Here is a 26268-nt window from a genome sequence, read left to right as displayed (position 1 = left end):
GATCAGCTTTCCACGACTTTTTTCAACTGCGCCAGTCCCTTTTCAAAATCCTTGCCGATCAGGGTGTCCATGCTGACAAACACATTCATGACCTTGCTCGCATACGGAGTAGGGCCGGTCATGGTCCAGTTGACGCGCGTGCCGTCGCCCTCGGGCGCCAGGGTAAAGATGGTGGTGTTGTGGCTGACGTAGGGCTGCAGGAAGTCGAGCTTGATCACGGTGCGCTCGGGGCTGGGTGCCTCGATGATTTCCATGCGTCCGGCGCCCACCTTGTCATTGCCTTGCCACGCATAGCGCGCTCCCTTGCCGCTATCCGGGCCGCTGTAGGTGCGCTGCATGTCGGGATCGAGGGTTTCCCACGGCGACCAGCTTTTCCATTCGCGGAAATCAGTAAGCAGCGCGGCAACTTTCTGCGGCGGCGCCTTGATGCTCACTTCACGCTGCACCTTGAAGGTATCCGGCTTGGTGGTGGCAAAGCCGAGCACGCCGGCAACGAAAATGGCAATCAGCAGCAAGGTTTTCTTGATCATATGCTCTCCAGATCTTGATGGGATACCGATACACCGGTCCAATCTTAGCAGATGCGCGCACGGCTGCGCTTGTCGTTTGTCGGCGGCGGCTGGCGTCCGCTAGAATGCTGCTTTGCAAGAATTTGAAACCAGGGAATCATGATTCAACGTACCATCGCCAGGCTGGGCCTGGCGTGCGGCCTGCTGGCGACAGCGCTGGCCGCGAACACCGCCTGGGCCGCCGCCTGTCCCGCCCATTACTTCGATGGCCAGCCACCCGAAATCACCAACCCCAAGCTGGACGTATCGACCACCGAGCTGTGCTACAGCGTGTTTGGTGTCATGCATTCCGGCGTCACGCGTACGCCGCTGTGGTCGGCCGAGCACTTGACAGCCAGCAATGTCGAAGCAGCGCAGGGCCTGTCGCGCGAAAACTCGTTTCATGCCGAACGCAAGCTGCCGGCCGGCCAGCGCGCCGAACTGGCCGATTATGCGCGCAGCGGCTTTGACCGCGGCCATATGGCGCCGAACGGCGACATGCCGGACCGGCGCAGCCAGCAGGACAGCTTTACTCTGGCCAATATGGTGCCGCAAGATGCGCGCAACAACCGCTATGTGTGGGCCGGCATCGAGGGCGCCGTGCGCAAGATGGCCAAGAAGGAGGGCGCGCTGTATGTGATCACGGGGCCGGCCTTTATCGGTGGCAATTTGCGCAAGGTAGGCCGGGTGATCGTTCCCAGCCATTTGTACAAGGCCGTCTACAGCCCGCGCCAGGGCGCCGGCGCCGCCTACTTTATCGCCAACACCGACACCAAAGACTACGAAATACTGAGCATCGCCCAACTGGAAGACAAGCTCGGCATCAATCTGTTACCGTCGCTGACGCGCCAGCAAAAGTTGCGCATGCTCAGCTTGCCCAAGATCAACAGCAAGAAGTTTAAATAAGTCAAATAAGTCAAATAAGGCCATCCCATGTCTGTAAAAAAATTCGTCCCGTATGCCAATGAAAGCGATGTACTCAATATCGGCACCCTCAGCGTGGAGAACCGTCTCGACCGCATCAGCCTCAGCGGCGACCTTGACCTGACCCTCGACCAGGCAGGACTGGCGCTGGCCAAGCAGCTGCAAAAGCTGCTCGGCGAGGTAGTGGCGGAATTGGAAAAGCAGGAACTGCCCAAGCAGCTGCCGCCGCCCGAGGTGACGTCGGTCGCCAATCCTTTCGAATAGACCGGCCATGGACGGCGCCGAATTCGTTGGACACTGGAACGCGCTACGGCTGGAGCTGGGGAAAACCTTCATGAGCCCCTCATCGGGGACCGAGGTCGCCGCCCGCATCGCCGCGCTGGGCTTGAATGCCGAACAGTCCGCTCAAATGAAAAGTATCCTGGACGCGGTGCTGCGCGACACCATGTACACGCTGTTGCTGGGACTCGATGGCGCAGGCAGCCTGGGGCAGTGCCAGCAGGAATTTACCGTGCTGGATGAGGATGGGCATGCCATCGATTCAATCGAGTCAGAAGCGTGGCAATGCTTTCATGGTGGCACTGGCGCCTGACGCCAGCGAGCGCGGTGCGTGTAGCCTATTGATGCAGCCGCACAAACTGCACTCGCGCTGCCAGTGCCGGTGCGGTCACGGGAATATGGTCGATATGGCAGACATCAACCTTCCCCCTTGAACATTGCAATCAGTTTCGCAGCGGCATGCTCACCGGTGAGCAGCCTGTGCATGTTGTCCCCCTCCATGGCTGCCTGTGCGCTGCGGGCAAACATGGCCTGCTCGTAGCGGCCGAGCGCCGCCTCGGCATCGTCCGGATGGGCAGCCAGGGCCAGGCCCAGTTCGGCACCATCGAGCATCGCCAGGTTGGCGCCTTCGCCATTCGGGGCCGCCAGGTGGGCCGCGTCGCCCAGCAGGGTGACGCCGGGTACCCGCTCCCAGCGGTGCTCGATGGGCAGGGCATACAGGGGGCGCAGCAGTGGCGCCGTGTCGCTGTCAGTCACCAGTGCCGTCAAGGCCGGCGCCCAGCCATCGAATTGCCTGGCAATGCGCGCGCCGGCAGCTGCGTGGTCCGTAAAGTCGATATCGGCAAACCAGGCCAGCGGCCTGGCCAGCATGACATAGGCATGCAAGGTCTCACCGCGTTCGCGATGCGCCATGATCGCATTGCCCTGTGCCGGCGCGAACATCTGCCCGGCGCCGACGATCTGCGCGCTGGCCGGATGCCGCACCCTGGCATCGTGCAGCCACGTTTCCACATACGAAGTGCCGACGTAGCCGGGCGTCGCGCTCGATAGCAGGGGGCGTACCCGTGACCAGGCGCCGTCGGCGCCCACCAGCAAGCCAGTTTCCAGCGTGGCGCCATGCGCGAATGCGACTGCGTGACGGCCATTACCCAGCGCTTCGACCTTGCTGACGCGGTGGTTCCATTGCACGCTACCGGCCGGCAACGAGTCGAGCAACATTTGCCGCAGTTCGCCACGCTGCACTTCCGGGCGGCCGCCCGAGCCATCATCGGACTCCTCGAACAGCAGCGTACCATCGCGGTCCAGCACGCGCATCGCCTGCCGGCCTTCGAGGATCAGGCCGTGAAATTGTTCCATCAGGTCCGCCGCCTGCAAGGCCAGCTGGCCGTTGTAGTCGTGGATGTCGAGCATGCCGCCCTGTGCGCGCGAAGTGGCGCAGGCGTCCGCTTCGTAGACCGTTGCAGCAATGCCGTGCAGATGCAGTACGCGGGCCAGCACAAGGCCGCCCAGGCCTGCGCCGATAATGGTTACCGATGTTTTCATGCTGAATTTCCTGGTTGTATTGTTTGGAACGACGTTCCAATATATTGGAACGAGATTCCATTTGTGTCAAGATGCGGCATGACTGAAAAAACACCACGCCGGCCCCGCCGCGACGATGCACTGTCGCGCGAGCGCATCATTGCAGCCTCGATCGAGTTGCTCGACAGCGGAGGCGAGGCCGCGCTGACCTTCCGCGCCCTGTCCGAACGGCTGGCCACCGGGCCGGGCGCGATTTATGGGCATATCGCCAACAAGCACGACCTGATGGTGGCCGCCTGCGACGCCATCGTCTCGGGCGCGGTGGACCTGGGCACGGCGGGTACGACGCCCGCGCAGACCGTGCGCAGCGTGGCGCTGGCCATGTTCGACGCAATGGATGCCCACCCCTGGATCGGTGCCGCGCTGACCTGGACGGCGGGGCAATTGACGATGGTGCGCATCATCGAATGCCTGGGCCAGCAGGTGCGCGCACTGGGTGTTGCGCCGGAAAAACACTGGGCTACCATTTCTGCCTTGCTGAACTTCATACTCGGTGTCGGTGGCCAGAACGCCGCCAATGCGCAGGCCGCCCGGGCACGCGGCGCCGACCGGGCCGAGGTTCTGGGCGCGGTGGCCTATGACTGGTCGCAGCTCGATGCGCAAGCCTATCCCTTCGTGCATAGTGTCGCGGTGCAGATGAGTGCACACGACGACCGTGCTGATTTTCTGGTGGGCATCGACCTTATCCTGCAAGGCATGGTGGCTGGCGCTTGCCACTGAACGCGGATATGTCTGGCGGTTTTTTTCCGCATGCCCTAGAATCGCCGTGTCGGAAAAGGCAGATTTGGTCATAGGTAAGCCCAAATCCTTTCATCGCCATGATGAAAGTTCTGTTCCCTGCTTTATGCATGAGTCCCCTCGACGAATCTGGACGCTGTTTGGCGTCCATGGTTCGTCCGTGTGGTTCTCATGTTGATGAACTGCTCCGGTCGGGCCAAACCGAGGAGCAGTGCATGCATTATCTTCAATCGGCGACCTCGCTCGCCACCCGTTTTTCCGCCATGTTCAAAGGCCGTAGCGGCATTCTGCTGCTGTCGGTGTTTCTCAATTTCGCCGGTTTTACCCTGATTATTCCCGTGCTGCCGTTTTCGGTGGCCCGCTACGTTGCCGCCGGCGAGGTCGCTTTCTGGGTTGCGCTGATCCTGGCCGTGTATGCGCTGTGTTCCTTTGTTGCCGCGCCCGTGCTGGGCGCGCTGAGCGACCGCCATGGCAGGCGTCCGGTATTGCTGCTGTCGCTATGCGGCTCGGCGGTCGGCTTTGCAGTGTTCGGCATCGGCGGCGCGCTGTGGGTACTGCTACTGGGCCGTGTGCTCGAAGGCCTGACGGCCGGCAGCATTTCCACCCTGTACGCGTATGTTGCCGATACCCACGCCCCGGCCGAGCGCGGGCCTGCGTTTGGCCGGTTGGGTGTGGCCGGCGGCCTGGGTTTCATGCTGGGGCCGGTGCTCGGCGGCTTGCTGGGGCAATTCTCGCTGTCCGCGCCGCTGTATGGCGCCAGTGCGCTGGCGCTGGTGAACGTCTTGCTGGTCCAGCGCTACCTGCCGGAAAGCCTGCCTGCGGCCAAGCGCATTGCGAGCGCGAGTGGCGGTCGCTTCAACGCCGTCAGCCAGCTGTCCTCGGTCCTGCGTGAACGGCGCTTGCGCCTGCTGTTCGGCGTGGTGTTCTGCTTTGCCTTCGGCAGCGTGGTGTTGCAGTCGAACCTGGCGGTAATGCTGAAAGATGTGCTGGCCTTCGGACCCGCGGCCATCGGCTTCGTGCTGGCCGGCATCGGCGTGATGGATATCATCAGTCAGGGACTGGTCGCGACATGGCTGCTGCCGCGCTTTGGCGAACGGCGCGTGGCCACGGCCGGCCTGCTGATCAATGCGGGCGGCTTGCTGCTGCTGGCGCTGCTGGGCATGTTTCCCGTGCTGCCGCTGCTCGCTGGCGGGATTGCCATGTTCACCTTCGGCGACGGCCTGTTCCAGCCATCCCTCAGCGCGCTGATCGCCGACGCGGCGCCCGCCGGACGCCAGGGCGAAGTGCAGGGCGCGAACCAGGCACAACAGTCAATTGCGCGCATGGCCGGCCCGCTGGCCAGCGCCTGGCTGTATGGCCTGCATGGGGCTGCGCCGTATGCGGTGGCGGCGACGGTGGTGCTAATGGCCGCCGCCGTGCTGGGGCGGCGCAAAGGTGGCGCCCAGTAAAAACGCCTCCCGAGGGAGGCGCTGGGCTGCTACTGCCGCTGAGACTAATTAAAACGTGTAGCGGGCATTGAAGGTGAAATAACGGCCATAGTTGTTATGCAGGCCTTCGTTGTAGCCGGTGGTGGCATAATCAGGATCGTACGGCGCGGCGCGGTCGAACAGGTTCTGGATATTTACGCCCAGGCTCAGGTTTTTGAAACCGGTGTAGGTATATCCAAGGCCCACCGTGGTCCAGCTGCTCACTTCGCATTTCGGGAAGCGCGTTTCGTACAGTGGCACCGCCGTGCTGCGGGTATCGGCATCGGTTGGCTGCGGCGTGCCGTAGTAGCAGTACGATTGCGGGTAAATGGTGGCGCCGTCGCGGTTGCGCTTGAGCGAAATGCTGTCGACGAAATTGATCGAGGCATTGACCGCGTGATCACCTTTGGTCCATGACGTGGTGATCGACGCTTTTACGCGCGGCATATCGGTGCCGACGTTGAGCTGCCAGTCATACAGTCCGGGACGGGTGCCGACGACGTTGTTTTCCACGTCGCCTGCCACTTGAGCGAGCTTGTAACTGTACACATAAGTGGTGCGCAGGGCCGTGCTCAGGGAGCCATAGTCGCCCAGATTGTTGCGCATGCGCGCTTCCAGGTCCACACCCTTGAGCTCAGTCGCGCCCTTGTTGGTCCATGGCGTTTTCACTGACAGCAGCGGGCCGGTGCCGGGAATCGGCAAGCCGTTGGCATCGGTAATGAAGTTGACCGGATTCTGGTCACGCACCACGTTGTCCGGGAAGCGGTCTTCATTCTTCAGCGCGTCATTGCCCGAGCCGAGCGCCACTTCTTTTTCCTTGCGCACCTTGTAGACGTCAACTACGAAATCGAGCCAGCTGGTTGGCGAGTAGATCAGGCCCAGCGACAGGCTTTTCGAGGTTTCCGGTTTCAGGTTCGGATTGGCGCCACCCACGCCCGAAGCGGACTTGTTGCAGTCGCTTGTTACGCCGTTGGGCCTTGGCGTCGACTCGTCTTCCTCGCAGCGCTTGGGGTCGTAGAGTCCATTGAGAAAGAATTGCGCGCCGCCCGGCGTCACCTGCGACAAGGCCGGTGCCCTGAAGCCTTCGGCGTAGGTGCCGCGAAACGCCAGCGTATCGGTGGCGGTCCACTTGGCACCGACCTTGGGCACGAAGTTGGTCTTGATGCCAGGATATTTGTCGGCGCGGCCGGCAAAATCCATCTCGAAGCTCTTGGTGAACGGCGTGCGCAACTCGACAAACGCCGATTTCACACCGCGCTGGCCGTCGATCACGGTGTTGGCCAGGCCGTAGATCTGCCCCGTGGCCGTCAGTACATCGGGATCGATGGCGATCTTTTCGCGGCGCAGCTCAAAGCCCAGCGCCAAGCCCATGGCACCCCCACCGAGCTTGCCGAATTCCGTGCTGGCCTTGCCATCGATCTGGAGAATTTCGGCCTTGCCGTGATCGACCACATCGTGACCGGTCGTCGGGTCGGCTGCCAGTTGCGCGAACGAAGTACCGGTATTGAGCTTGCGCAGGGTAGGCAGGTACAAACGGCCATACGAGGTTTCCTCGCGCTCGGAACGGTTCCACAGCACGCCGCTTTCCCAGTTCCAGCCGAAATGGTCACCTTGCAGGCCGGCCAGCAGGCGCGTGTTTTCATTCACGGTTTCCGAACCGCCACGCAGGTTTTCAAAGCGGTAATTGACCGAGGCGCGCGCATTGGTCAGCGGATTGTCCGGATGGCCAATCGGCAGGATCACCTGGAATGGGTCGCCGAGGCCGGTAGCCGTAAAGTTATTGACCGAGGTGGTGCCGAGCGTGATCGGCGCACCGGTATAGCTGCGGCTCGAGCGCGTGTAGGCCGCTTCGGCAAAACCGGTGACCTTGCTGCTGATTTTCAAGGTGCCGCGGCTCAGTACGCTTGCGTCCTTGCCGGCGCCGGTGCCTTCGAGAAACTGGTCGGCGTTGTAGTTACAGAAAGTGCGGCCGATCAGCGTGCTGGTGGGCAGCAAGCCATCCTTGACACCGCCGGTGATGCGTTCGCTCGGGTCGCAGCCCAGGTTGTAGGTGGTGCGTGCCGCCGCATTGGCCTGGGTCACGCCGAAGTTGCGCGAGCCCGGCGCCGATTCGCGGAAGATGGTCGGGTATTTCGAGACCGAGCTCGAATAGTTGGAGCGGAAACGCCCGTTCAGGTCCTGGTAGGTGGTGTAAGCGATATCGTTGACATCGCGACGCGCCACGCGGTCGCGTTCTGAATAGTCGAGTGCGACGAACACATTGTAGCCATCGGTATCGAAGTCGCCCGTGCCGAAGAAACCGTTGACGTTCTTGCGGCGGAAACGGTTGTCATCATTGGCGCTGACATTGGTGGCCAGTTGCGCGCCACGGAAATTGGCCTTGGTGATGAAGTTGATGACGCCGCCAATAGCATCGGAGCCATATACGGCCGAGGCGCCGTCTTTCAGTATCTCGACGCGGTCCAGGGCCGACAGCGGAATGCTGTTCAGGTCGTACAGACTGGAATTGCCGTCGTTCGGATCGGCATAGGCCGATGGCGTCATGCGCCGGCCATTGAGCAGGATCAGTGTCGAGCTTGAACCGAGGCCGCGCAGGGAAGCCGTCGCCACACCCTTGGCAAAACCGCTGCCGCTGGCCTGGTCCTGATTGGTGTCTGTACCCATCGATGGAATCAGCTTCATCAGTTCGGCCACGGTGGCGGCGCCACTGTTTTTGATGTCCTTGGAGGTGATCACATCCACCGGCGACGTGCCTTCCTTGTCGGCGCGCTTCAGGTTCGAACCGGTGATCAGGATTTTTTGCAGCGCCGGTTCCTGCGGTGCCAGTTGCGCGTACACCAGCTGAGAAGAAGATAGGGTCAGTGCAACCGCAATCACACTCTGCTTCAAGACGATTTTTTTGAACAAAATTAACTCCGTCGATTTTCAACTGCATGAACATATATAGCCGGCACCGTTGTACAGTGCGTGGCATTCCCGTCCAGTGATCGCTTTGGCGATTTTTATTGCATACCGTATAAACAGTTTGCCTGGACCTTCATCAAATCATTTTGTAAAAAAATTCGCCATACAAATTTGTTACATTGTCACCACGCAACAACAGAATGTGCAGATTATTTTCATGCTTACATATTTCAAAAAAATTCTGTTGTCTCAGGGATATTTTCTGCTAGTAAACTGCTAAATGTTTCCATTTTGAAACTAACGTATAAAAATAAAAATATGCAAGTCATTGTTTTATAATGGTTTTTAGAATTTTATACAGAGGTCATCAAAATTTATCAAATGTAAAATAAGTCGATTGTTGTTTCAAAAAGTTACATTTGTAATACTTTCCGAGCAGCTGCATCTTGCCTGGCGAGACTGTCGTGACAAGCTGATATAAAGTGGTTGGTTAAAATGCGGAGCATATAAGCATATGCGGAATTCATTTAAATAAACGCCCCTGAAAAGAGCGTCAAGCACCAATATGGTGAAATGACACATTAATATGCACCATAATATTGCCTCAATATATTGATGAATTTTCCCGAGAATGTCGGCAATCGACCGGGCAGGCGCCGTTTCAGGAGCGGCAGCGCCATTGGTGTTTGAACTGGTGCCTGTTTGGTGGTCCGGATAGGGCGCTTGGAAAGTCATGGCCCCGGGGGCTTCTTCAGGCAGACCGGGCAATGTATTTGCCAGGTTGCCGCTTGTGAGTTCAGATGCGGCCAAGCGCCAGGCCGCAAGGCGCAGTGTCTTGTCCTGCTTGCTCGTGGGAGCGGTGGACCGCGTTGAGCACGGTTTCCCTGTTACCGATTCGTGAATCGGGCTGCTGTGGCGCAGCCCGGAAAATACTGGAAGTTGAGGTGATCGAGCAAGTGGAAGACCGTGTGCTCGTCGGTCAGGTTGAGCAACTGCCGGGTCAGCAGTGCCTGCGGACGCTAGCTTGAGAGTTCTGCCCGAATGATGTCAGCGCCCGCACTGAGTGCCTTCAGCTTGCCTCTTGCCACTGCACGAGGCAAGGGCGCCATGCCACAGTTAGTGCAAGGATAGAGCTTGTCGGCGTCGACAAACTGCAGCGCTTTGCGCAGGGTGCTGGCGACTTCTTCCGGCGTTTCAATGGCATGGCTTGCCACGTCTATCGCCCCTACCATCACTTTTTTGCCACGGATAAGCTCGATCAGGTCGATGGGAACCAGCGAGTTGTGGCATTCCAGCGAGATGATGTCGATGCCGGATTTCTGCAGCTTGGGAAACGATTCTTCATATTGACGCCACTCGGAGCCCAGCGTTTTTTTCCAGTCAGTATTGGCCTTGATACCGTAACCATAGCAAATATGGATGGCGGTTTCGCATTTGAGCCCTTCAATCGCCCGTTCCAGGGTGGCTATTCCCCAGTCATTCACCTCGTCGAAGAAAACATTGAAGGCGGGTTCATCAAACTGGATGATGTCGACGCCGGCAGCTTCCAGTTCCCTGGCTTCCTGATTGAGGATTTTGGCGAATTCCCAGGCCAGTTTTTCGCGGCTTTTGTAGTGGCTGTCATAGAGCGTATCGATCATCGTCATCGGACCGGGCAGGGCCCATTTGATGGGCTGGCTGGTTTGCCGGCGCAAAAACCTGGCGTCTTCAACAAACACGGGCTTCTGGCGACTCACGGCACCGACTACCGTGGGCACGCTTGCATCGTAGCGATCACGTATCCTGACGGTCTCGCGTTTTTCAAAATCAACGCCGTTCAGATGCTCGATAAACGTGGTGACAAAATGCTGGCGAGTCTGTTCGCCATCGCTGACAATATCAATCCCCGCCTGCTTTTGTTCCAGCAGTGATAAAAGCAAAGCATCTTGTTTGCCTTCAATCAGTTCTTCACCATCCAGTTTCCACGGCGACCACAGTTTTTCAGGTTGCGCCAGCCAGGAAGGTTTCGGCAGGCTGCCGGCAGTTGAAGTAGGCAATAATTTTTTCATGATGGTGTCTTTTTATATTTCGTTTGATCAGAGCGAGCAATATCAGAGCGCATAATTCTCGGCCCATTGTTCAAGGATATTTTTGTACGGCTTGATGAAGTGCTCTTCCGTGTATTTTCCCTGCTTGACAGCCAGCTGGCTGCGCTCTTCACGGTCATACACAATTTGAGTCAATGAATAATCCTTGTTCTGCAGGCTCGGTTGATAAAGCTTGCCTGCCGCAGAATTGGCATTGTAAATCTCGGGCCGGTAAATCCTTTGAAATGTTTCCATCGTGCTGATGGTGCCGATCAACTCGAGATTGGTGTAGTCTCCAAGCAGGTCGCCGATAAAATAAAAAGCCAATGGTGCAGAGCAGTTCGGCGGCATGAAGTAACGCACTTGCATGCCCATTTTTTCGAAATATTGATCGGTTGGGGAAAATTCATTTTGCTGATACTCAACCCCCAGGATGGGATGCTGATTCTCGGTGCGATGATAGGTCTTGCTGCTCGACGCGCTGATGCAGATAACCGGCGGCTTCTTGAAGTGCTCCTTGTAAGCGGCTGAGGTTACAAAGTGCCTGAACAGTTTGCCATGGAATTCGCCGAAGTTTTCCGGCGTGCTGAAGGTCGGTTTGTTATTGTTGTGCTCTGGCAGCAGCACGCTGAAGTCGTAGTCACGCACGTAAGATGAAAAGTTATTGCCGACAATTCCATCAATACGCCGTCCGGTTTTTTTGTCGATAATATTCGGTTTCAATATCTCGATCAATGGCAGTGCACGATTACTGCCTTCGGCACCGATATTCATCTCGACCGAAATGATGTCAAGCTCGACAGCGTAGCGATCGCCGTTCGGGTTATCCCAGTGCGCCAGGTTATTGAAGCGATTGGCTATCATGCTCAGGGTATTGCGCAAATTCTCCTGGCGGCTTTTTCCTCTGGCAAGATTGGCAAAGTTGGTCGTCATGCGCGTATTATCTGCAGGATGATAGTTTTCATCGAAACAAATACTCTTGATATTGAAGGTAAAATCTTTTTTCATGGCGATCTGGTGTCCTGATTTATGCAATAACCTGCATTTTCATAATAACTGTGATAATGATAATGATGATGAGGTATTTTATGCCGGGTTATTGGCATGCGTAAAGCGAATTAATCTCATTCATGTATTAGTTATATTCATGTTCGATATCGGTGCTGATACCTGCCGAAATGGGCGGCAAACTGGGGCTTGCGAAGGAGGGCGGGGAGGGGATGTGCCGGCGAATCTGGTCGATTCGCCAGCTGGATCGGGCGAGAGCCCTGCGGCGGCCATCGGGTGGCCGCCGCCATATGGTACGACTGTTGCGCTGCGAACTTATCTGGCAAACGCCTGCGCGGCAGGCGTGACCACGATTGCTTCCGGCTTGATGTTGAGCTTCATCGCGCCGATCACCTTGTCTTCATCGAGCAAGGTTTGCGGCTTGTTGCCGTCATACTTGATGGGCGAAAACGCATCGCTGACGAGTTTCTGTTTCAGGCCGGCCGCATCCTTGGCCACCATCACCACCGACAGGTTCTGCGCTGACAAGTGCTGCCTGATGGCGCGGTTGACATCAAGCACCGTCAGTTTTGACAAGCCATCGCGCATCAGCCTGGTGAACTCCGGCGTGCCATACCATTGCGAGTCAAGCGCATAGCCCAGTTGCTGGTCCTGCGTCGAGGTCATCACGAAGACGTTTTTCATCAGGTAGCCGCGGGTGGTCTCGAACTGTTCCTGGCTCAAGCCTTTGTCGACCAGCTTGCCCAGTTCCGTCAACGCCACGCGCAAGGCGAAGTGGGCGTTTTCCGGCGCGACCGGGCGTATCCAGATTTCAAACAGCTGCGCCTTGCGGCCCAGGTTGGGGCTGGGGAAGAACTGGACCATGCCGCGCGGAAAGGCTTCGATATACGCGTAGTCGCCATAGTTCATGCCGCGAATTTCACGGATGCGCTGGTACAGATAAGAGTTCGACGCGCGGTGTTCGCCGAGCCAGGTTTTCGCCAGCCACAGGGCAGGGAAATCCGGGTGCGTGCGTGTCACGTCGAGCGGCAGGCCCAAGGAAATTGCGGTGGCGCGGGTGTTTTTCTCGATGATTTCCACTTGCAGGCCCTGCGCCTTGTGCCCCAGCGGTTTCGCGGTGGCGGGCAAGCCGGGGCCGGCCGGCAGCTGCGCCAGTGCCTGCGTCAGCGAGGCCGTCATGCTGTCGGAGACGTCGCCGGAGATCCCCACTTTCACGGCGCCCTGCGCGTAGGCAGTCTTCCAGAACTGTTTCACATCGTCGAGGGTAATCGCCTCGATGCCGGCCAGGGTGCCCAGCACCGGGTGGCCATATGGCGTGCCCGCATACACATTCGTTTGCAGGCGTTCCTTGGCGAATTCCTCCTCGTTGTTGTCCTTCAGGTCCAGCAGCAGCGCGTTCTTTTGAGCATCCTTGAGGCGGCGGAAATCATCGTCGCGGAAACCGGGCGACAACAGCTGCGGCAGGGCGATCTGGTTGAACTGCGCCCAGTTATCCTTGTGGATAGAGCCGGTAAACGTCGTCATTTCCTTGTCCGTCTGCTGGCTGAAGCTGCCGGCCAGCGGGAACAGCGCCTGGTTGATCTCGTCGATCTTGCGTTCCTGCGAGCCGCCCGACGCGACCATCGCCGCCGTCAGCGCGGCCAGGCCTTCCTTGCCCTGCGGATCCTGCGCCGAGCCGGCCGTAAACAGCAGCTTGTAGCGGATTTGCGGCAAGGCCGACTTTTGCACCAGCACATCGAATTTCGCCGTTGGTGCGGCCGGCAGCAGGCTGGACAGGGCGGGCGTGGTGGCGATCGCGGCCGGCATGGCCTGGTTCGACAGCGTGGTGACAACCAGGCGCTCGTCGGTCAGGTACTTGCGCGCCGCCGCCTGAAGGTCAGCTGGCGTGAGCGAGTCGATCAGGCGGTAGTACTGGTTGAGGGTGGCGTAGGAACGGTCGAAATGCACGAAGGAAGCCAGTGTGCCGGCGATCTGCTCGGTATTGTCGAGCGAGCGTATCAGGCCGTATTTCTCGGCCGACTTGGCGTCCGCCAGATCTTTGTCGCTGACCGGTGTGTCGCGCAATTGCGCCACGGTTTTCAGGATGGCGTCGCGTACATACACGGCGTCGTCGATGTTTTTCACGCGCGCGCCGATCACGGCAAGGGTCGGATCGACCCGCTCCGGCGTCATGTCGAACAACTGATCGACTTTCTGCTCGTTCTGCACCAGGCGCTGGTACAGCGGCGAGGTGCGGCCAAACGACAGCGACAGCAGCGTTGCCAGCGCGGCCTGGTCCTTGTCTTTCACGGAAAACGCCGGCGCATGGAAGCCCACCGCCACCCATGGCAGGGTCGGCGTCGGCCAGGCAACATGGCTGTAGATGGGGCCGCGCGGCGCCGGTTCGACCGGGACGGCTGCCTGCTGCTTGCCGCGCTGCCAGCCGCTCCAGTATTTTTCCACCAGCGCGATGGCTTTTTGCGGTTCGACGTCGCCGGCAATAATAATGGCGGTGCGTTCCGGCCTGTACCAGCGATCGAAGAACAGCTTCGAATAGGCGTACTGGTTGGGCATGTCTTCGATGTCCTTGATAAAGCCCATCGTCGTATGCTTGTAGGTATGCGCGGTGTAGGCGCTGTCGCGCATCACTTCGAACAGTTTCGACACCGGATTGGCGCTGTTCTTGTTGTACTCGCCCAGCACGGCGCGCGATTCGGTCTTGAACGCGTCTTCCGGATAATCGAGGTGCTGGAAGCGGTCCGCTTCCACCTTCAGCACGGTTTCCAGGTCGTCTTTCGCGAACGTGGTGTGGTAATTGGTCAGGTCGTCGCTGGTATAGGCGTTCTGGCGCGCGCCTGCCCTGGTGATGATCTCCTGGTATTGCTCTGGCGGATAAGCCTTGGTGCCGCGGAACATCATATGCTCGAAAAAGTGCGCAAAGCCGGACTTGCCCGGCTCGACTTCATTGCGCGAACCGGTCTGCACGGGAATCTGCAGCGAGACGATATTCGGAAAACCGGTCGGCACGACGATGATTTTCAGGCCATTGGCCAGCGTCTTTTCGGTCGCCTTGAACGGCAACAGGTCGGTCTTGCCTGCGGCGGCGCTTTTGGCGGCAACTGGCTTGACGGGTGGCGTGGCAGCCGTTTGCTGGGCCAGCGCGGAAGATGCCATGGCCGACAAGGCCAGGGCAAAGGCGGGGATCATTCTGGACACGGACTCTCCTTCTTTCTTGGTGTAATGAAAGTGCAAGACAGCAGCATAGAATAATCGTGCTGTCATGCATAGGGGAGTGGATGCGATCTAAAAGATCGGGCGCAGGATGCGGGTAGTCAGGTGCTCCAGGAAGTTGCGCTGGGTGGGCAGGAGCATGCGGATGTAAACCGTCCCCTCGGTCTTGTCATGGTGGTAGATGACCCGCACCTGCTCGCACAGGCGCTGGCGCATCAGCAGGCCGACCTGCAGTGCTTCGTCAATCGGCGCGCCACTGTCTGGAAACTGCTTCAGGTCCGCCAGCAAGGTCTTGAAAGCGGCCTTGAACTGCGCATAGGCTGGCGCACCGTGATGGGCCTTGAAGTCACTGCACAGTTCCTTGAAGTCGAGCTCGGCGCTTTTCAGGATGATGATGCGCGTCATGTCAATCCTGGTCGAGCTGCGCCAGGAAATCTTCTTCCGTCACCATCTCGCCGCGCGCGATCTCGGCGTTACCCATGGCGATCAACTTCATGAACGCGTGTTGTTCGCGCAATTGCCGCAAATGGCGCTTGTTTTCCTGGTAGGCATGCATCGACAGCACCACCATCTTGGCTTCGCCATTTTGCGTGATGATAATGGGATCATGCTGGCCGTCATCGAAACTGCGGACGATTTCGGCGGTGTTGGCTTTTAAATAGGAAATAGGCTTGATGCGTTCGGCGGCGTCCATATTGGCTCCCATCATGATGGTGTGGTGATGCGACCAAATATACACTAAATTTGGTCGTGTGGCTTTCAGCGGCTTGCCACTTCGGACAACTGATACGGGGCAGTGTGCTTTCCATGCGCAGGCTATGGCAATTACGGCTTTTGCACGGGAAGTGCGGCGCCAGCTTATAATAGAGGGTTGTCAATCGGCTTTTGCGGCCCAGGCCAGGTTCTGCCCGCCCATGCGCGAGGGCGCCGGCCAGCTCTTAGGAAATACAGTGACTTATAGCATCAAAGAGATTTTTTACACCCTGCAGGGCGAAGGTGCGCATGCGGGCCGTCCCGCCGTGTTCTGCCGCTTTTCGGGCTGCAACCTGTGGACCGGCCGCGAAAGTGACCGCGCCAGTGCCGTGTGTCAGTTCTGCGACACGGATTTCGTCGGCACCGACGGCGAGCTGGGCGGCAAGTTCAGGACGCCGCAGGAACTGGCCGCGATGATCGACAGCCTGTGGCCCAGCACTTACACGGCCAGCAAATATGTGGTGTTTACGGGCGGTGAGCCGCTGTTGCAGCTCGATACCGCACTGATCGATGCCATGCACGCGGTCGGTTTTACCATCGCCATCGAAACCAATGGCACCTTGCCTGTGCCCGACGGCGTGGACTGGATCTGCGTCAGCCCGAAGATGGGTTCCACCTTGGTGGTGCACAAGGGCAACGAGATCAAGGTGGTGATCCCGCAATTCCAGCAAGACCTGGCCGCCTACGAACAGCTGGACTTCGACAATTTCTATGTGCAGGCCATGGACGGCCTGCTGGCCGCGCAAAACATGAAGCTGGCCATAGCGACGTGCAAAAGCAATCCGAAATGGAAGCTGAGCCTGCAAACCCATAAACTCCTGCAAATACCTTAATAAAACAATATGCTGACTATCACACGCAAGCTGGAATTCGACGCGGGCCACCGCATTCCCGACCATAAAAGCCAATGCCGCAACCTGCACGGCCACCGCTACACGGTGGAAATCACTCTGGTCGGCAAGGTTATCGAGGCGGAAGGCAATTCCGACAATGGCATGATCATGGACTTTTCCGACGTCAAGACCCTGGCCAAGCAGCACCTGGTCGATGTCTGGGATCACGCCTTCCTGGTATATGAAAAAGATACCACTGTGCGCGACTTCCTGGCCAGCCTGCCTGACCATAAAACCGTCGTCATCGACCGCATTCCCACCGTGGAAAACCTGGCCCGCATCGCTTTTGATATCCTGAAGGCGGCCTTTACCGACCACTTCGGCACCGGCCTGCACCTGCATAAACTGGTGCTGCATGAAACCCCGAATTGCTGGGCTGAAGTGACCGATGACTGACACGCCGGAGCTTGACGCGCACTATATGCAGATGGCGCTGGACCAGGCTCAGCACGCCTGGGACCTGGGCGAGGTGCCGGTTGGCGCCGTCGTCGTCAAGGATGGCGAGGTGATCGCGGTCGGCTACAACCAACCCATCGGACGGCACGACCCGACGGCGCACGCGGAAGTCAATGCGCTGCGCGCGGCGTCCGAAAAGCTGGGCAACTACCGGCTGCCCGGCTGCGAACTGTACGTCACGCTTGAACCGTGCGTGATGTGTTCCGGCGCCATGCTGCATGCGAGGTTGTCGCGCGTGGTGTTTGGCGCCAGCGACCCGAAAACCGGCGCCTGCGGTTCGGTGCTGAACCTGTTCGAACAGCCGGCCCTGAATCACCAGACCGCCATCGTTGGCGGCGTGATGGCGGACGAATGCGGCGACTTCCTGCGGGCGTTCTTTGTCGAGCGCCGCCGCGCCCAGGCCGAAGCGCGCAAGCTGGCCGCCAACTCCGGTAGTTGAAACAGTGCAGGGGGGCGCCATGGCCGCTCTGTCATTAATATCTTTTTGTAACTGTAGCAAAATAGCATCTCCATAAACACTATTGTTATGCTCAAATGAGAATGATTCGTGTTACAGTAATGACCTTCGCCAGCGAACTACCCGCGCACCGATGATGCGCCCGGGGCCAGAGCCAGCCTTTACTCTGACACCGGACCATCATGACTATCGTGCCACTGCAGCGTAGCGCTGCGCCTGCTGCATCCCCTGTTTTCCTTGCCGCCCGCCGGCCCAACCTGGTGCTGCGTGCTGCCTTGCTGGGCATGTTTGCCGCGCCGCTGTTGCCGGTGCAGGCCCAGCCCCAGGCCGCTGTACCGCTTGCCGTGAATGCCGGCACGGCCGCCCAGGAACCCTCGAAGCTGCCGACCTTTCCCGAAATCGTCGTCAGTTCGCGCCAGGAATACGAGCGCCGCGCCGGCACCAAAACCGTGATACGCAGCGAAGACCTGGAACACCAGACCGTGACGGAAATGAAAGGCGTGGTGCGCTACCAGCCTTTGATCAGTGCGCCGATGGCCAATTCGGGTGGCGGCAATGTATGGGATGGCGCCGGCAATACGGGCTACAACATCCGTGGGCTGGAAGGCAACCGGGTCAGCCTGGATGTCGACGGTATTGCGCTGCCCGATGCGGCGCCGAAACCCGATGGCTCGACCCTGAACGCCTTCGGCACCGGCCGCGATTATTTTGATCCTGAAACCTTCCGCGAAGTGCGCATCGATTCGGGCACCACTGCTGTCAGCGGCGCCAATCCTGGACTGGGCGGCGGCGTCAGCTTTATTACCAAGTCGCCCGAAGACTATCTGGGGGTAGGGCAGGACACCTATATCGGCTACAAATTCGGCCGCACCAGTTCCAACCACAGCAATGCCCATACGGTGACCGGCGCGGCCAGGATCGGTGCGACCCTGCAGGGCCTGGCAGTGTATGTGCGCCGCGATGGCGATGCCACCGACAGCGCCGGCAGCACACCGGTCAATCCGGACGACTGGCACTCGAACGCCTTGCTGTCCAAGCTGGTGTGGGCCTTGCCGGGCGAACAGAAGCTGGACTTGACGATCGACATGTTCGAGCGCAAGAACCAGCGCGACGTCAACAACAAGATCACCGCCGCCAGCTATCCGGACGGCATTTTCCAGGATTCGACCACGCGCCGCACCCGCGTCAGCCTCGGTCACGACGTGTTGCTCAAGGACCTGGCCCTGTTCGACCGTTTGACGTCGAAAGTCTATGTGCAGAATGCGAAGATCGAGGACCACACCGACGCGCGCTATATTTCGCAACGGGTGCTGTACCAGCGCGCCATCGATACCAGCTTCAAGAATGACACCGTCGGCCTGAGCAGCGAGGCGTTCAAGCAGGTCAATCAAGCCAACGCGCTGGTCTACGGCCTGCAGCTCGAACAGAACCAGGCGCGCCGCCCGTGGCTGGAAGACCGGATTGTGGTAGCGACCGGCGTGCATCAGATCACGCGCAAGAACCGCATGGCCGACATCGACAGCAGCAAGCTGGCGCTGTATGCGCGCGACGATTACACCTTCAGCCTGGGTGGCAGGAAAGCCGTGCTCACACCTGGCTTGCGGGCGGAACGCCGTACCCTGGATCCGAAAAACCTGCAGAACTATGTGATCGCGGTGCCCGCTGCGGCAAAGGAAATCCGCAAGGAAAGCGATACCACGCTCACGCCTAGCCTGGCCCTGTCGGTGGAAGTGCTGCCGCAGATCGATGCCTACGCCACATTTTCCCGCGGCACGCGCCTGCCGACGGCGGCCGAGCGTACCGGCACCTATGATTCGTTCAGCTACACGGGCACCGGCACCGGCTACGCCGTGCTGGGCAATCCGAACCTGCGCAAGGAAACCAGCAAGGCCTATGAACTGGGCGTCAAGGGTGATCTCATGCAAGGCCTGGCCTTGCATGCTTCCGTCTACCGCACCGACTACAAGGACATGGTCGAGTACGTGGGGCAAGCGCCGGACCCGGTCAATTATCCAACCATCGTGCAAGGCCTGTTCCGCCCTGAAAATATCGGCAACGCCCGTACCTGGGGCGGCGAACTGGCGCTGCGCGCACGACTGGGCGCATTTGTGCCAGCCTTGCAAGGCTACCGGCTTGACCTGGCCACCGGCGTGGCCAAGGGCCGCGCCACCAACAGCCAGACCGGCCTGCGCGACGGCCTGGCGTCGGTGGCGCCGGCCAAGACCGCCTTGACCTTCGGCTACGACCACGCCAGGCAGCTGTTCGGCCTGGCCATCACCGCCGTGCATGCGGACAGCAAGCAGGCGCCGAATGACGTGATCTCGGGCGTGACGACGGCGCGCTACAAGGTGCCGGCGTATACCGTCTTCGACCTGTCGACGTACTGGAACGTGCACAGGAACGCGAAGATCATCGTTGGCGTGTACAACCTGGGCGACCGCAAGTACTGGGACTACGCCGCCTCGCGCACCCTGGCCGCTGGCACCACGGCGGCCAACCGCAGCGAAATCGAGCGCTATGCGCAGCCGGGGCGCAATGTGGCTGCCAGCCTGTCGGTCAATTACTGATCTTTTCCCACCTTTTTATTACGGCAATCTCATGAAACTATCGAAAATCGTCTTATCCCTGCTGGCCAGCCTGGCTATCACGCAAGTAATGGCCGCCCCGGCGGCCCCGTCCAGCCTGGCCGAACGCTGGGGCACCTTGCGCACCGAGCAGCCCAAGCTGCAGATCCGCGATGCGGCGCGCGCCCTGGGCGTGTCGGAAGCGCAGTTGCTGGCGACGAATCTCGGCAACGGCGTCACGCGCCTGCAGGCCGACGGCAACCAGCCGCGCGAAATCATGCGCGCCGCGCTAGCCTTGGGCCGGGTGCAGGCCATCACGCGCAATGAAAACGGCGTGATAGAAACCACCGGCATCGCCAGCCGCCTCAAACAGGCCGGCGACAAGTCGGAGCTGGGCGATCTGAAACAGGACGCCGAGCAGGAGGCACGCCAGCGCAATATCGCCGGCGGCTACCTGGGCGGCGCCATCGACCTGCGCTTCCATTTTGAAAACTGGAAATACGCGTTTGCCGTGGTCCAGCCAGGTCCGGACGGCAAGCTGTCGCGCAGCCTGCAATTTTTCGATGCCCAGGGCGACTCGGTCCATAAACTGTATGTGCGCAGCGATGCGGGCGTGGCCGTGTTCGACCAGCTGGTGGCCAGGTTCCGCGCGCCGCAGCAGGAAAGCCGGCTGAATGTGCTGGCCAGCGTGGCCAGGCCGGCGGAAAAGCCCGATGCCGAGGTCGACCTGAATCAATTCCAGCTGGCCTGGAAAGAAATGACGGACGTGCACCAGTTTGCACAAATCCTGCGTGAATTCAAACTCACCCGCGAACAGGCGCTGCGCCTGGCGCCCGCCGGCATGGTCGAACAGCTCAGGCCGGAAGCGTTGCGCGCCTTGCTCGACAACGCTGCAAAAGACAAGCTCGCAATCATGGTCTTTCTGGGCAATGAGGGCCTGACGCAAATTTATAGCGGCAAGATCGAAAAAACCATGGCAGCCGGCGGCTTTTACAATGTGCTGGACCCGGACTTCAACCTGCATATCCGCGATACGGCCTTGCGCAGCGGCTGGGTCGTCAAGCGCGGCGGCGTCACCTCGGTCGAGTTTTTCGACCAGGAAGGCACACAGGTACTGACCTTTTTCGGCGTGCGCGAGCGCGGCCAGCCGCAGCCGCAGGCGTGGAACGACCTGGCCGCCAGCCTGCCGCGCGCCAGGTAATGCTGCTCAAGCCATAAAATGCTATGCTGATCCCACGGTCGCAGCACTGGTGCTCGCGGCCGGTGACCCGAAAGGCAAGCATGGCAACCACACAGGCCAACGGCCTCGATATCGCTTACGAAAGCCATGGCGATCCGCAAGACCCCTGCGTGCTGCTCATCATGGGCTTGGGCATGCAGCTGGTCGCCTGGCCAGATTCCTTTGTCGACGGTATTGTCGAGCAGGGATTTCGCGTGATCCGCTTCGACAACCGCGACGTCGGGCTGTCAAGCAAGATGACCCACGCCGGCAAGCCCAGCCTGCCATTGGCCTATCTGAAAAGCAAGATAGGCTGGCCCCTGAAAAGTTCCTATACGCTGGACGACATGGCCAACGATGCGCTGGGCCTGTTGTCGGCCCTGGGTATCGCACGGGCCCATCTGGTTGGTGTATCGATGGGCGGCATGATCGCGCAAGTGATGGCGGCGCGTGCGCCCGAGCGGGTGCTGAGCCTGGTGTCCATCATGTCGAGCAGCAGTCGGCGCGGCTTGCCCGGTCCGACCAAAGTTGCGCGCAATGCCCTGATGAAACGCCCGAAGGCGAACGCCAGCCAGGCCGAGCTGGTCGCGCATATGGCGGCCACCGTGCGCGCCTTGGGCAGCCCAGCTTATCCGGTGGCCGACAAAGTGCTGCACCAGCGGATTGCCGTCGCTTTGTCGCGCGCCAACTGTCCCGATGGCGTGGTACGCCAGATGGTGGCCATCGGCGCTTCCGGTGATCGGGTGGCCTTGCTGCCGACCATAGCTTGCCCGTCGCTGGTAATCCATGGCGCGGCCGATCCCTTGATCCCGGTCGCTTGCGGCATTGATACGGCGGCCCTGATTCCGGGCGCGCGGCTCGAGGTAATCGAAGGCATGGGCCACGACCTGCCGCCGCAATTGATCGAACGCATCCTCGCCTTGATCGATGTGCATCTGCACGGTAAGATGTCGCCCCAGATGCGCTCGCAGCCAGCCTGAGCGAAACACTCCTCCACTGTCCGGTACCATTATATTGAGCACTCCTGAAATTGGCATCGCCATTGTGGCGCCCGGCGGCTACGCGCCCGACGAAGCGGCCCTGGCGCGCGCCATTGCCCGCCTGCAGGCACAAGGCGCCAGCGTCCATAATTACTATGACCCGGCGCATAAATTCCAGCGTTTCGGCGGCACCGAAGCGGGGCGCCTGGCGCAACTCGATGCCGCCGCCCGGGACCCCGACGTGCAAGTGGTGCTGGCCTTGCGCGGCAGTTATGGCATCAGCCGCATCCTGCCCGAGATCGATTTCGACGCCATGGCCGACAGCGGCAAGCTGTTTGTCGGCTACAGCGACTTCACGGCTTTCCACATGGGCATGATGGCCAAAACCGGCCGCGCCAGTTTTGCCGGCCCCATGATCTGCGATGATTTCTTGCGCGACGAGCCGGAACAATTTACCCTGGACCAGCTGTGGTCCTGCCTGGCGGGCCCTACCCACACGGTGACAGGTGTAGCGAATGGCAATCCCCAGGTCGACGTGCGCGGCACGCTGTGGGGCGGTAACCTGGCGATGCTGGTGCATCTGCTGGGCACGCCATATTTTCCCGAGATCGACGGCGGCATCCTGTTCCTGGAAGACGTCAACGAACATCCCTACCGGGTCGAGCGCATGTTGCTGCAACTGCTGCATGCGGGCGTGATTGGCCGCCAGCAAGCCGTGCTGCTGGGCGACTTTTCAGGCTATAAACTGGGGCCGACGGAGAACGGCTACGATTTCGATACCATGCTGGCCTATGTGCGTGAACGGTTGCCCGTGCCGGTGCTGACGGGCCTGGAGTTCGGCCATATCCGCCGCCGCGTCACCTTGCCGTTTGGCGGTCACGCATATTTGCGCTCGAACCAGACCGGCTTCAGCTTGCAGATCGACGACTACCCGACCCTGGTGCGCGCTGCACGATGAGCGCCAGGCCGGGCAGGCTGGCGCAACTCGATGTGCTGCGTGGCATCGCGCTGTTCGGCATCCTGCTGGTCAATATATGGGGTTTTGCCTGGGGCACCCTGTCCCTGCGGTACGGCACCTTGGCCACTCCCGCACCCTGGATCGACCAGGCCGCCATCTTCCTGGTGGCGGCGTTTGCCGAGTTCAAGTTTTATCCCATCTTTGCCTTCCTGTTCGGCGCCGGTTTTGCGCTGCATACGCGCTCGCTCAGGCAGCAACTGGGCAGCTGGCTGGCCGCGCAAACGGCCTACAGGCGGCGCTTGCGCTGGCTGCTGCTGATCGGTATCTTGCATGGCTTGCTGATATGGAGCGGCGACGTGCTCAGTTCCTACGCGCTGGCCGGCATGCTGATCGTGTCGCTGGCACCAAGCGGCTTGGACCGCATACGCAATCTGGCCTGGATGCTGGCGGGCGGTTTCCTGCTGTTCATGGCCTTGCTGTATCCAGTCATTCCAGGCATGACTGCCGATGACACCACGCGCCAGTTGCAGGAGTTTGCCGGCCGCTACGCCATCTATACGCAGGGCAGCTTGCTGGCGGTGGCGGCGCTGCGCGTGCGCGACTATGGCATGCAGATGCTGTTCGTGATCGTGATGCTGCCGCATATCATCGTGCTGTTCTCGTTGGGCATCTTGTCGGTGCGCCTGGGCTGGCTGGTCGAGCCGCAGCACCATCGCCACGTGTGGCGCCGCGTCTGCATGGTCGGGCTGGGGCTGGGTTTGCCGTTCAACTTGCTGTCCGCCACGGCGCTGCTGCAGCAAACAGTTAATCCATATCAAAAAGATTACAACAGCATGCTGTTCGAATTGCTGCTGTATGCAGGCGGTCCGCTGCTGGCGGCCGGTTATGTGGCAGCGCTGATGCTGGCCGGCCCCGCGCTGATGGCGACACTGGCACACTGGCTGGCGGCGGCAGGGCGCATGGCTCTGAGCAACTACCTGGCGCAATCGCTGCTGGCCACCTTTTTATTGCAAGGCTGGGGCCTCGGATGGGGGGCGCGCCTGCGGCCAGTCGAGATGCTGTGCCTGGCGCTGGCCATCATGGCGACGCAGGTATGGCTCAGCCGCTGGTGGCTGGCGCGATTCAAGCAGGGGCCGGTCGAGGCGCTGTGGCGGCACCTGGCGCGCTAATGCTAAGGATCAGTCTGTTTGCCAGTCGAACGATGCTTGTCCCGTCACCGGCGCCGGCGTTTTCCTGGCGCGCGCGCTAGGCACCAGCGGATTGTCGACTGCATGCCATGCGAACAGCTGCGCGTCCAGCATGCAGGTACGCGCCAGGTGCAGCGCTTCGTCCGGCGCCAGCTCGGGCGCCAGCCAGCGGTACGCGTCTTCCCGGCTGACGGCCACCGGCCGCCGGTCATGGATATCGACCATGCCGCCCAGGCTGTCGGCCGTGACCAGCACGAAACCGGATTCCTCGCGATGGTGCTTGAATGGGCCGAAATGGGCCAATGTCAGCAGGAATAGCGGTTCGTTGTCACGGTGGTGGATGTGCCAGGGCTGTTTCGAACCCTTTTCACCGGTCCATTCATACCAGCCCTGCACGCAGACGATGCCGCGCCCGTTGTGCAGCAAGGGCTTCCAGTAGCTGCCGGCCAGTTTTTCCAGGCGGGCATTGATGGCAATCGGGATTTTCTTCGTGCCAGGCGCCGGTTCTGAGGCCGTGGCCCAGGCAGGGCGATAGCCCCAGAACACATCGTCGACCCGGCGTACGCCGTTTTCAATATGCATCACAGGGCGGTAAGTGCCGGGCGACACGTTCAGGCGCGGTTCGGCCTCGCTGTCGTAGACCGCGTCGGTCCAGCCGAAGCTGGCGGCCTGCATTCGCGCCGTATCGTTCTGATCAAATCGTCCACACATGGTGAAATCATACCTGATTCGATAGTTCAAGGCATTTGCATGCGTTGAACGTGAACGACCGTACAGACCGCTATGTTGCGCTGCGGCACAATGGAGTCAAGTCAGGTGGCTGACATTTTTTTAGCGGAGGAAATTATGATGTCGTTGGAAAATCCCACCATCCACAAAGGTTTCGTTATCAGTGCAACCGCTTCCCAACGCCGCGATGGCCGCTGGGTAGGCTCGTTCGTCAGTCAGAACCATGCTTGCGGTGCATATGAAGACACTTGCGATTATGATGATCGCAGCAACGAGAAAGAGGCGCAGCAAGTGGCCTTGTCGATCGGCTGGCGGCTGGCCGATAGCGCACCAATGCGTTGAGCCTGTTCAGCTGGCGCGGCAAGACGTACAGCAGGCGCACAGCAAATTGATGGCCGGGGCCAGCAGGGCCCCGGGCAAACTCGCCATCCACCGGCGCTCAGCCGGCCCGGATGGCGCGAATCTGCAAGGCCGTTTCCTCGATCTCACGGTAGGCTTCCTGCACATAGCCGGAAACCGGGTGGGCATCCATCCAGGCAAAACAAGCGGCTTCATCGTTCCTGATGGCAAATGGCAGATGATGGTCCCGGATCGATTCGGCGGTTTCCCTTACCAGCGTTGCAAACAGCAATTCCAGCGTTTCCATGACAGTCTCCTTGCCTCACCTGAAGTCATCAAGCTAGCACGATTTCCAGGCCGCTTCTGTGCGTTTGCGTACCGTTGATCTCAGCTTGCCGGATGGCCCAGATGCTCGTACAGAATCAGGCAGCCGATCACGATCAGTATCAGCCCGCCCACCAGTTCTGCACGCCTTCCTGCGACTGTCCCCAGCACACGGCCCAGCATCACGCCGATAGTGACCATGACGAAAGTGGAAAAGCCGATCGCGGCGGCCGTGACCAGGATATTGGCACCCAGCAAAGCCAGGCCGGCGCCCACTACCATGGCGTCGATGCTGGTGGCAAAGCCGGTGACGGCCAGCACCCAGAAGGAATGACTGCGCGCCGGTTCCTCTTCCTCATCGGCATCGGACAAGGCGTTGCGTATCATCAGCATGCCGATGATGCCCAGCAAGCTGAACGCCAGCCAGTGATCCCAGGCGGCGACATACGGGGCTGCAACGCGGCCCAGGGCCCAGCCTATCAGTGGCGTGATCGATTCGATTGCGCCGAAGATCAGGCCGGTGCGCAGCGCCTCGCGCCATTGCGGTTTGTGCAGGGCCGCGCCCTTGCCGACGGCGGCGGCAAAGGCGTCGGTCGACATGGCGAGCGACAGGGCGGCGGTGGCGGCAAAATTCATCGGTGGCTTTCAGTAATACCTGGCTGGGATGGATGGGCCAAAGCGGCCC

General features: G+C 60.1%; 25 protein-coding genes. 14 read left to right on the top strand and 11 right to left on the bottom strand.

Annotated features, from left to right (window positions below; all coding sequences use genetic code 11):
* Positions 1 to 2: 2 nt before the first annotated feature.
* Positions 3 to 530 (bottom strand): SRPBCC family protein, encoded by a 528-nt coding sequence (locus ACQ4WM_RS15145; protein ID WP_436547502.1) that lies wholly within the window; start codon positions 528 to 530, stop codon positions 3 to 5.
* 138 nt (positions 531 to 668) lie between these two features.
* On the opposite strand from ACQ4WM_RS15145, the gene ACQ4WM_RS15140 reads away from it, so the two are divergent.
* Genes ACQ4WM_RS15140 through ACQ4WM_RS15130 form a run of 3 tightly spaced genes read left to right on the top strand, consistent with a single transcriptional unit; the run spans position 669 to position 2064 of the window.
* Positions 669 to 1454, top strand: a complete 786-nt coding sequence (locus ACQ4WM_RS15140; protein ID WP_436547501.1) for a DNA/RNA non-specific endonuclease — start codon at positions 669 to 671, stop codon at positions 1452 to 1454.
* Between the two features lie 27 nt (positions 1455 to 1481).
* Positions 1482 to 1736, top strand: a complete 255-nt coding sequence (locus tag ACQ4WM_RS15135; protein ID WP_436547500.1) for a hypothetical protein — start codon at positions 1482 to 1484, stop codon at positions 1734 to 1736.
* 7 nt (positions 1737 to 1743) lie between these two features.
* Entirely contained in the window at positions 1744 to 2064 is a 321-nt protein-coding gene (locus ACQ4WM_RS15130; protein WP_436547499.1) for a hypothetical protein, read from the top strand.
* Positions 2065 to 2168: 104 nt separating this feature from the next.
* On the opposite strand, the gene ACQ4WM_RS15125 is transcribed toward ACQ4WM_RS15130, so the two are convergent.
* On the bottom strand, positions 2169 to 3293 hold the full coding sequence (locus ACQ4WM_RS15125) for an FAD-dependent oxidoreductase (protein WP_436547498.1): 1125 nt from the start codon (positions 3291 to 3293) through the stop codon (positions 2169 to 2171).
* 78 nt (positions 3294 to 3371) lie between these two features.
* Between ACQ4WM_RS15125 and ACQ4WM_RS15120 the strand changes: the two genes are divergently transcribed.
* Together ACQ4WM_RS15120 and ACQ4WM_RS15115 are read left to right on the top strand one after the other, a co-directional pair.
* The gene (locus tag ACQ4WM_RS15120) at positions 3372 to 4052 is read left to right on the top strand and encodes a TetR/AcrR family transcriptional regulator (protein ID WP_436547497.1); all 681 of its coding nucleotides are present in this window, start codon (positions 3372 to 3374) and stop codon (positions 4050 to 4052) included.
* A 233-nt stretch (positions 4053 to 4285) separates the two neighbouring features.
* The gene (locus ACQ4WM_RS15115) at positions 4286 to 5518 is read left to right on the top strand and encodes an MFS transporter (protein WP_436547496.1); all 1233 of its coding nucleotides are present in this window, start codon (positions 4286 to 4288) and stop codon (positions 5516 to 5518) included.
* Between the two features lie 48 nt (positions 5519 to 5566).
* Here ACQ4WM_RS15115 and ACQ4WM_RS15110 read toward each other — a convergent pair whose 3' ends face one another.
* The 6 genes from ACQ4WM_RS15110 to ACQ4WM_RS15085 form a co-directional block, all read right to left on the bottom strand.
* The gene (locus ACQ4WM_RS15110) at positions 5567 to 8443 is read right to left on the bottom strand and encodes a TonB-dependent receptor domain-containing protein (protein WP_436547495.1); all 2877 of its coding nucleotides are present in this window, start codon (positions 8441 to 8443) and stop codon (positions 5567 to 5569) included.
* A gap of 1016 nt (positions 8444 to 9459) precedes the next feature.
* Positions 9460 to 10488, bottom strand: a complete 1029-nt coding sequence (locus tag ACQ4WM_RS15105) for a methionine synthase (protein ID WP_436547494.1) — start codon at positions 10486 to 10488, stop codon at positions 9460 to 9462.
* Positions 10489 to 10530: 42 nt separating this feature from the next.
* Complete coding sequence (locus ACQ4WM_RS15100) at positions 10531 to 11514, bottom strand: DUF1852 domain-containing protein (protein WP_436547493.1); 984 nt, start codon at positions 11512 to 11514, stop codon at positions 10531 to 10533.
* Between the two features lie 315 nt (positions 11515 to 11829).
* Positions 11830 to 14700 (bottom strand): M16 family metallopeptidase, encoded by a 2871-nt coding sequence (locus ACQ4WM_RS15095; RefSeq protein ID WP_436547687.1) that lies wholly within the window; start codon positions 14698 to 14700, stop codon positions 11830 to 11832.
* Between the two features lie 96 nt (positions 14701 to 14796).
* Positions 14797 to 15129, bottom strand: a complete 333-nt coding sequence (locus ACQ4WM_RS15090; protein ID WP_436547492.1) for a type II toxin-antitoxin system RelE/ParE family toxin — start codon at positions 15127 to 15129, stop codon at positions 14797 to 14799.
* A 1-nt stretch (position 15130) separates the two neighbouring features.
* Positions 15131 to 15433: a type II toxin-antitoxin system Phd/YefM family antitoxin gene (locus ACQ4WM_RS15085; RefSeq protein WP_436547491.1), complete on the bottom strand. Its 303-nt coding sequence runs from the start codon at positions 15431 to 15433 to the stop codon at positions 15131 to 15133.
* Between the two features lie 241 nt (positions 15434 to 15674).
* Between ACQ4WM_RS15085 and queE the strand changes: the two genes are divergently transcribed.
* The 8 genes from queE to ACQ4WM_RS15045 all read left to right on the top strand — a co-directional run bounded on the left by queE (position 15675) and on the right by ACQ4WM_RS15045 (position 24173).
* Positions 15675 to 16310, top strand: a complete 636-nt coding sequence (gene queE / locus ACQ4WM_RS15080) for a 7-carboxy-7-deazaguanine synthase (RefSeq protein WP_436547490.1) — start codon at positions 15675 to 15677, stop codon at positions 16308 to 16310.
* A gap of 9 nt (positions 16311 to 16319) precedes the next feature.
* Positions 16320 to 16766, top strand: coding sequence for a 6-carboxytetrahydropterin synthase QueD (queD, locus tag ACQ4WM_RS15075; RefSeq protein ID WP_436547489.1), 447 nt, complete (start codon positions 16320 to 16322; stop codon positions 16764 to 16766).
* Positions 16759 to 17265 (top strand): tRNA adenosine(34) deaminase TadA, encoded by a 507-nt coding sequence (gene tadA, locus ACQ4WM_RS15070; RefSeq protein ID WP_436547488.1) that lies wholly within the window; start codon positions 16759 to 16761, stop codon positions 17263 to 17265. Before queD ends, tadA begins: the two co-directional genes overlap by 8 nt.
* 200 nt (positions 17266 to 17465) lie before the next feature.
* Complete coding sequence (locus ACQ4WM_RS15065; protein WP_436547487.1) at positions 17466 to 19850, top strand: TonB-dependent hemoglobin/transferrin/lactoferrin family receptor; 2385 nt, start codon at positions 17466 to 17468, stop codon at positions 19848 to 19850.
* A 31-nt stretch (positions 19851 to 19881) separates the two neighbouring features.
* A complete protein-coding gene (locus ACQ4WM_RS15060; protein WP_436547486.1) occupies positions 19882 to 21048 on the top strand; it encodes a hemin-degrading factor in 1167 nt (388 codons plus the stop codon).
* A gap of 80 nt (positions 21049 to 21128) precedes the next feature.
* On the top strand, positions 21129 to 22046 hold the full coding sequence (locus tag ACQ4WM_RS15055; protein ID WP_436547485.1) for an alpha/beta fold hydrolase: 918 nt from the start codon (positions 21129 to 21131) through the stop codon (positions 22044 to 22046).
* Between the two features lie 34 nt (positions 22047 to 22080).
* Positions 22081 to 23004: a muramoyltetrapeptide carboxypeptidase gene (gene ldcA / locus ACQ4WM_RS15050; protein WP_436547484.1), complete on the top strand. Its 924-nt coding sequence runs from the start codon at positions 22081 to 22083 to the stop codon at positions 23002 to 23004.
* Complete coding sequence (locus ACQ4WM_RS15045; protein ID WP_436547483.1) at positions 23001 to 24173, top strand: DUF418 domain-containing protein; 1173 nt, start codon at positions 23001 to 23003, stop codon at positions 24171 to 24173. The genes ldcA and ACQ4WM_RS15045 overlap by 4 nt, the downstream gene beginning before the upstream one ends.
* A gap of 9 nt (positions 24174 to 24182) precedes the next feature.
* On the opposite strand, the gene ACQ4WM_RS15040 is transcribed toward ACQ4WM_RS15045, so the two are convergent.
* Positions 24183 to 24902 (bottom strand): SOS response-associated peptidase family protein, encoded by a 720-nt coding sequence (locus ACQ4WM_RS15040; protein ID WP_436547482.1) that lies wholly within the window; start codon positions 24900 to 24902, stop codon positions 24183 to 24185.
* A 105-nt stretch (positions 24903 to 25007) separates the two neighbouring features.
* Here ACQ4WM_RS15040 and ACQ4WM_RS15035 point away from each other — a divergent pair, with 105 nt between their 5' ends.
* Positions 25008 to 25262, top strand: a complete 255-nt coding sequence (locus ACQ4WM_RS15035; protein WP_436547481.1) for a hypothetical protein — start codon at positions 25008 to 25010, stop codon at positions 25260 to 25262.
* 97 nt (positions 25263 to 25359) lie between these two features.
* Here ACQ4WM_RS15035 and ACQ4WM_RS15030 read toward each other — a convergent pair whose 3' ends face one another.
* On the bottom strand, positions 25360 to 25566 hold the full coding sequence (locus ACQ4WM_RS15030) for a hypothetical protein (RefSeq protein WP_436547480.1): 207 nt from the start codon (positions 25564 to 25566) through the stop codon (positions 25360 to 25362).
* 80 nt (positions 25567 to 25646) lie between these two features.
* Positions 25647 to 26219: a manganese efflux pump MntP gene (gene mntP / locus ACQ4WM_RS15025; RefSeq protein ID WP_436547479.1), complete on the bottom strand. Its 573-nt coding sequence runs from the start codon at positions 26217 to 26219 to the stop codon at positions 25647 to 25649.
* Positions 26220 to 26268 lie beyond the last annotated feature (49 nt).

This window comes from Janthinobacterium longum (assembly GCF_051380735.1).
GTDB lineage: Bacteria > Pseudomonadota > Gammaproteobacteria > Burkholderiales > Burkholderiaceae_D > Janthinobacterium.
Note: the sequence above shows the minus strand (reverse complement) of the source record. Positions and strands in the feature narration are given on the sequence as shown.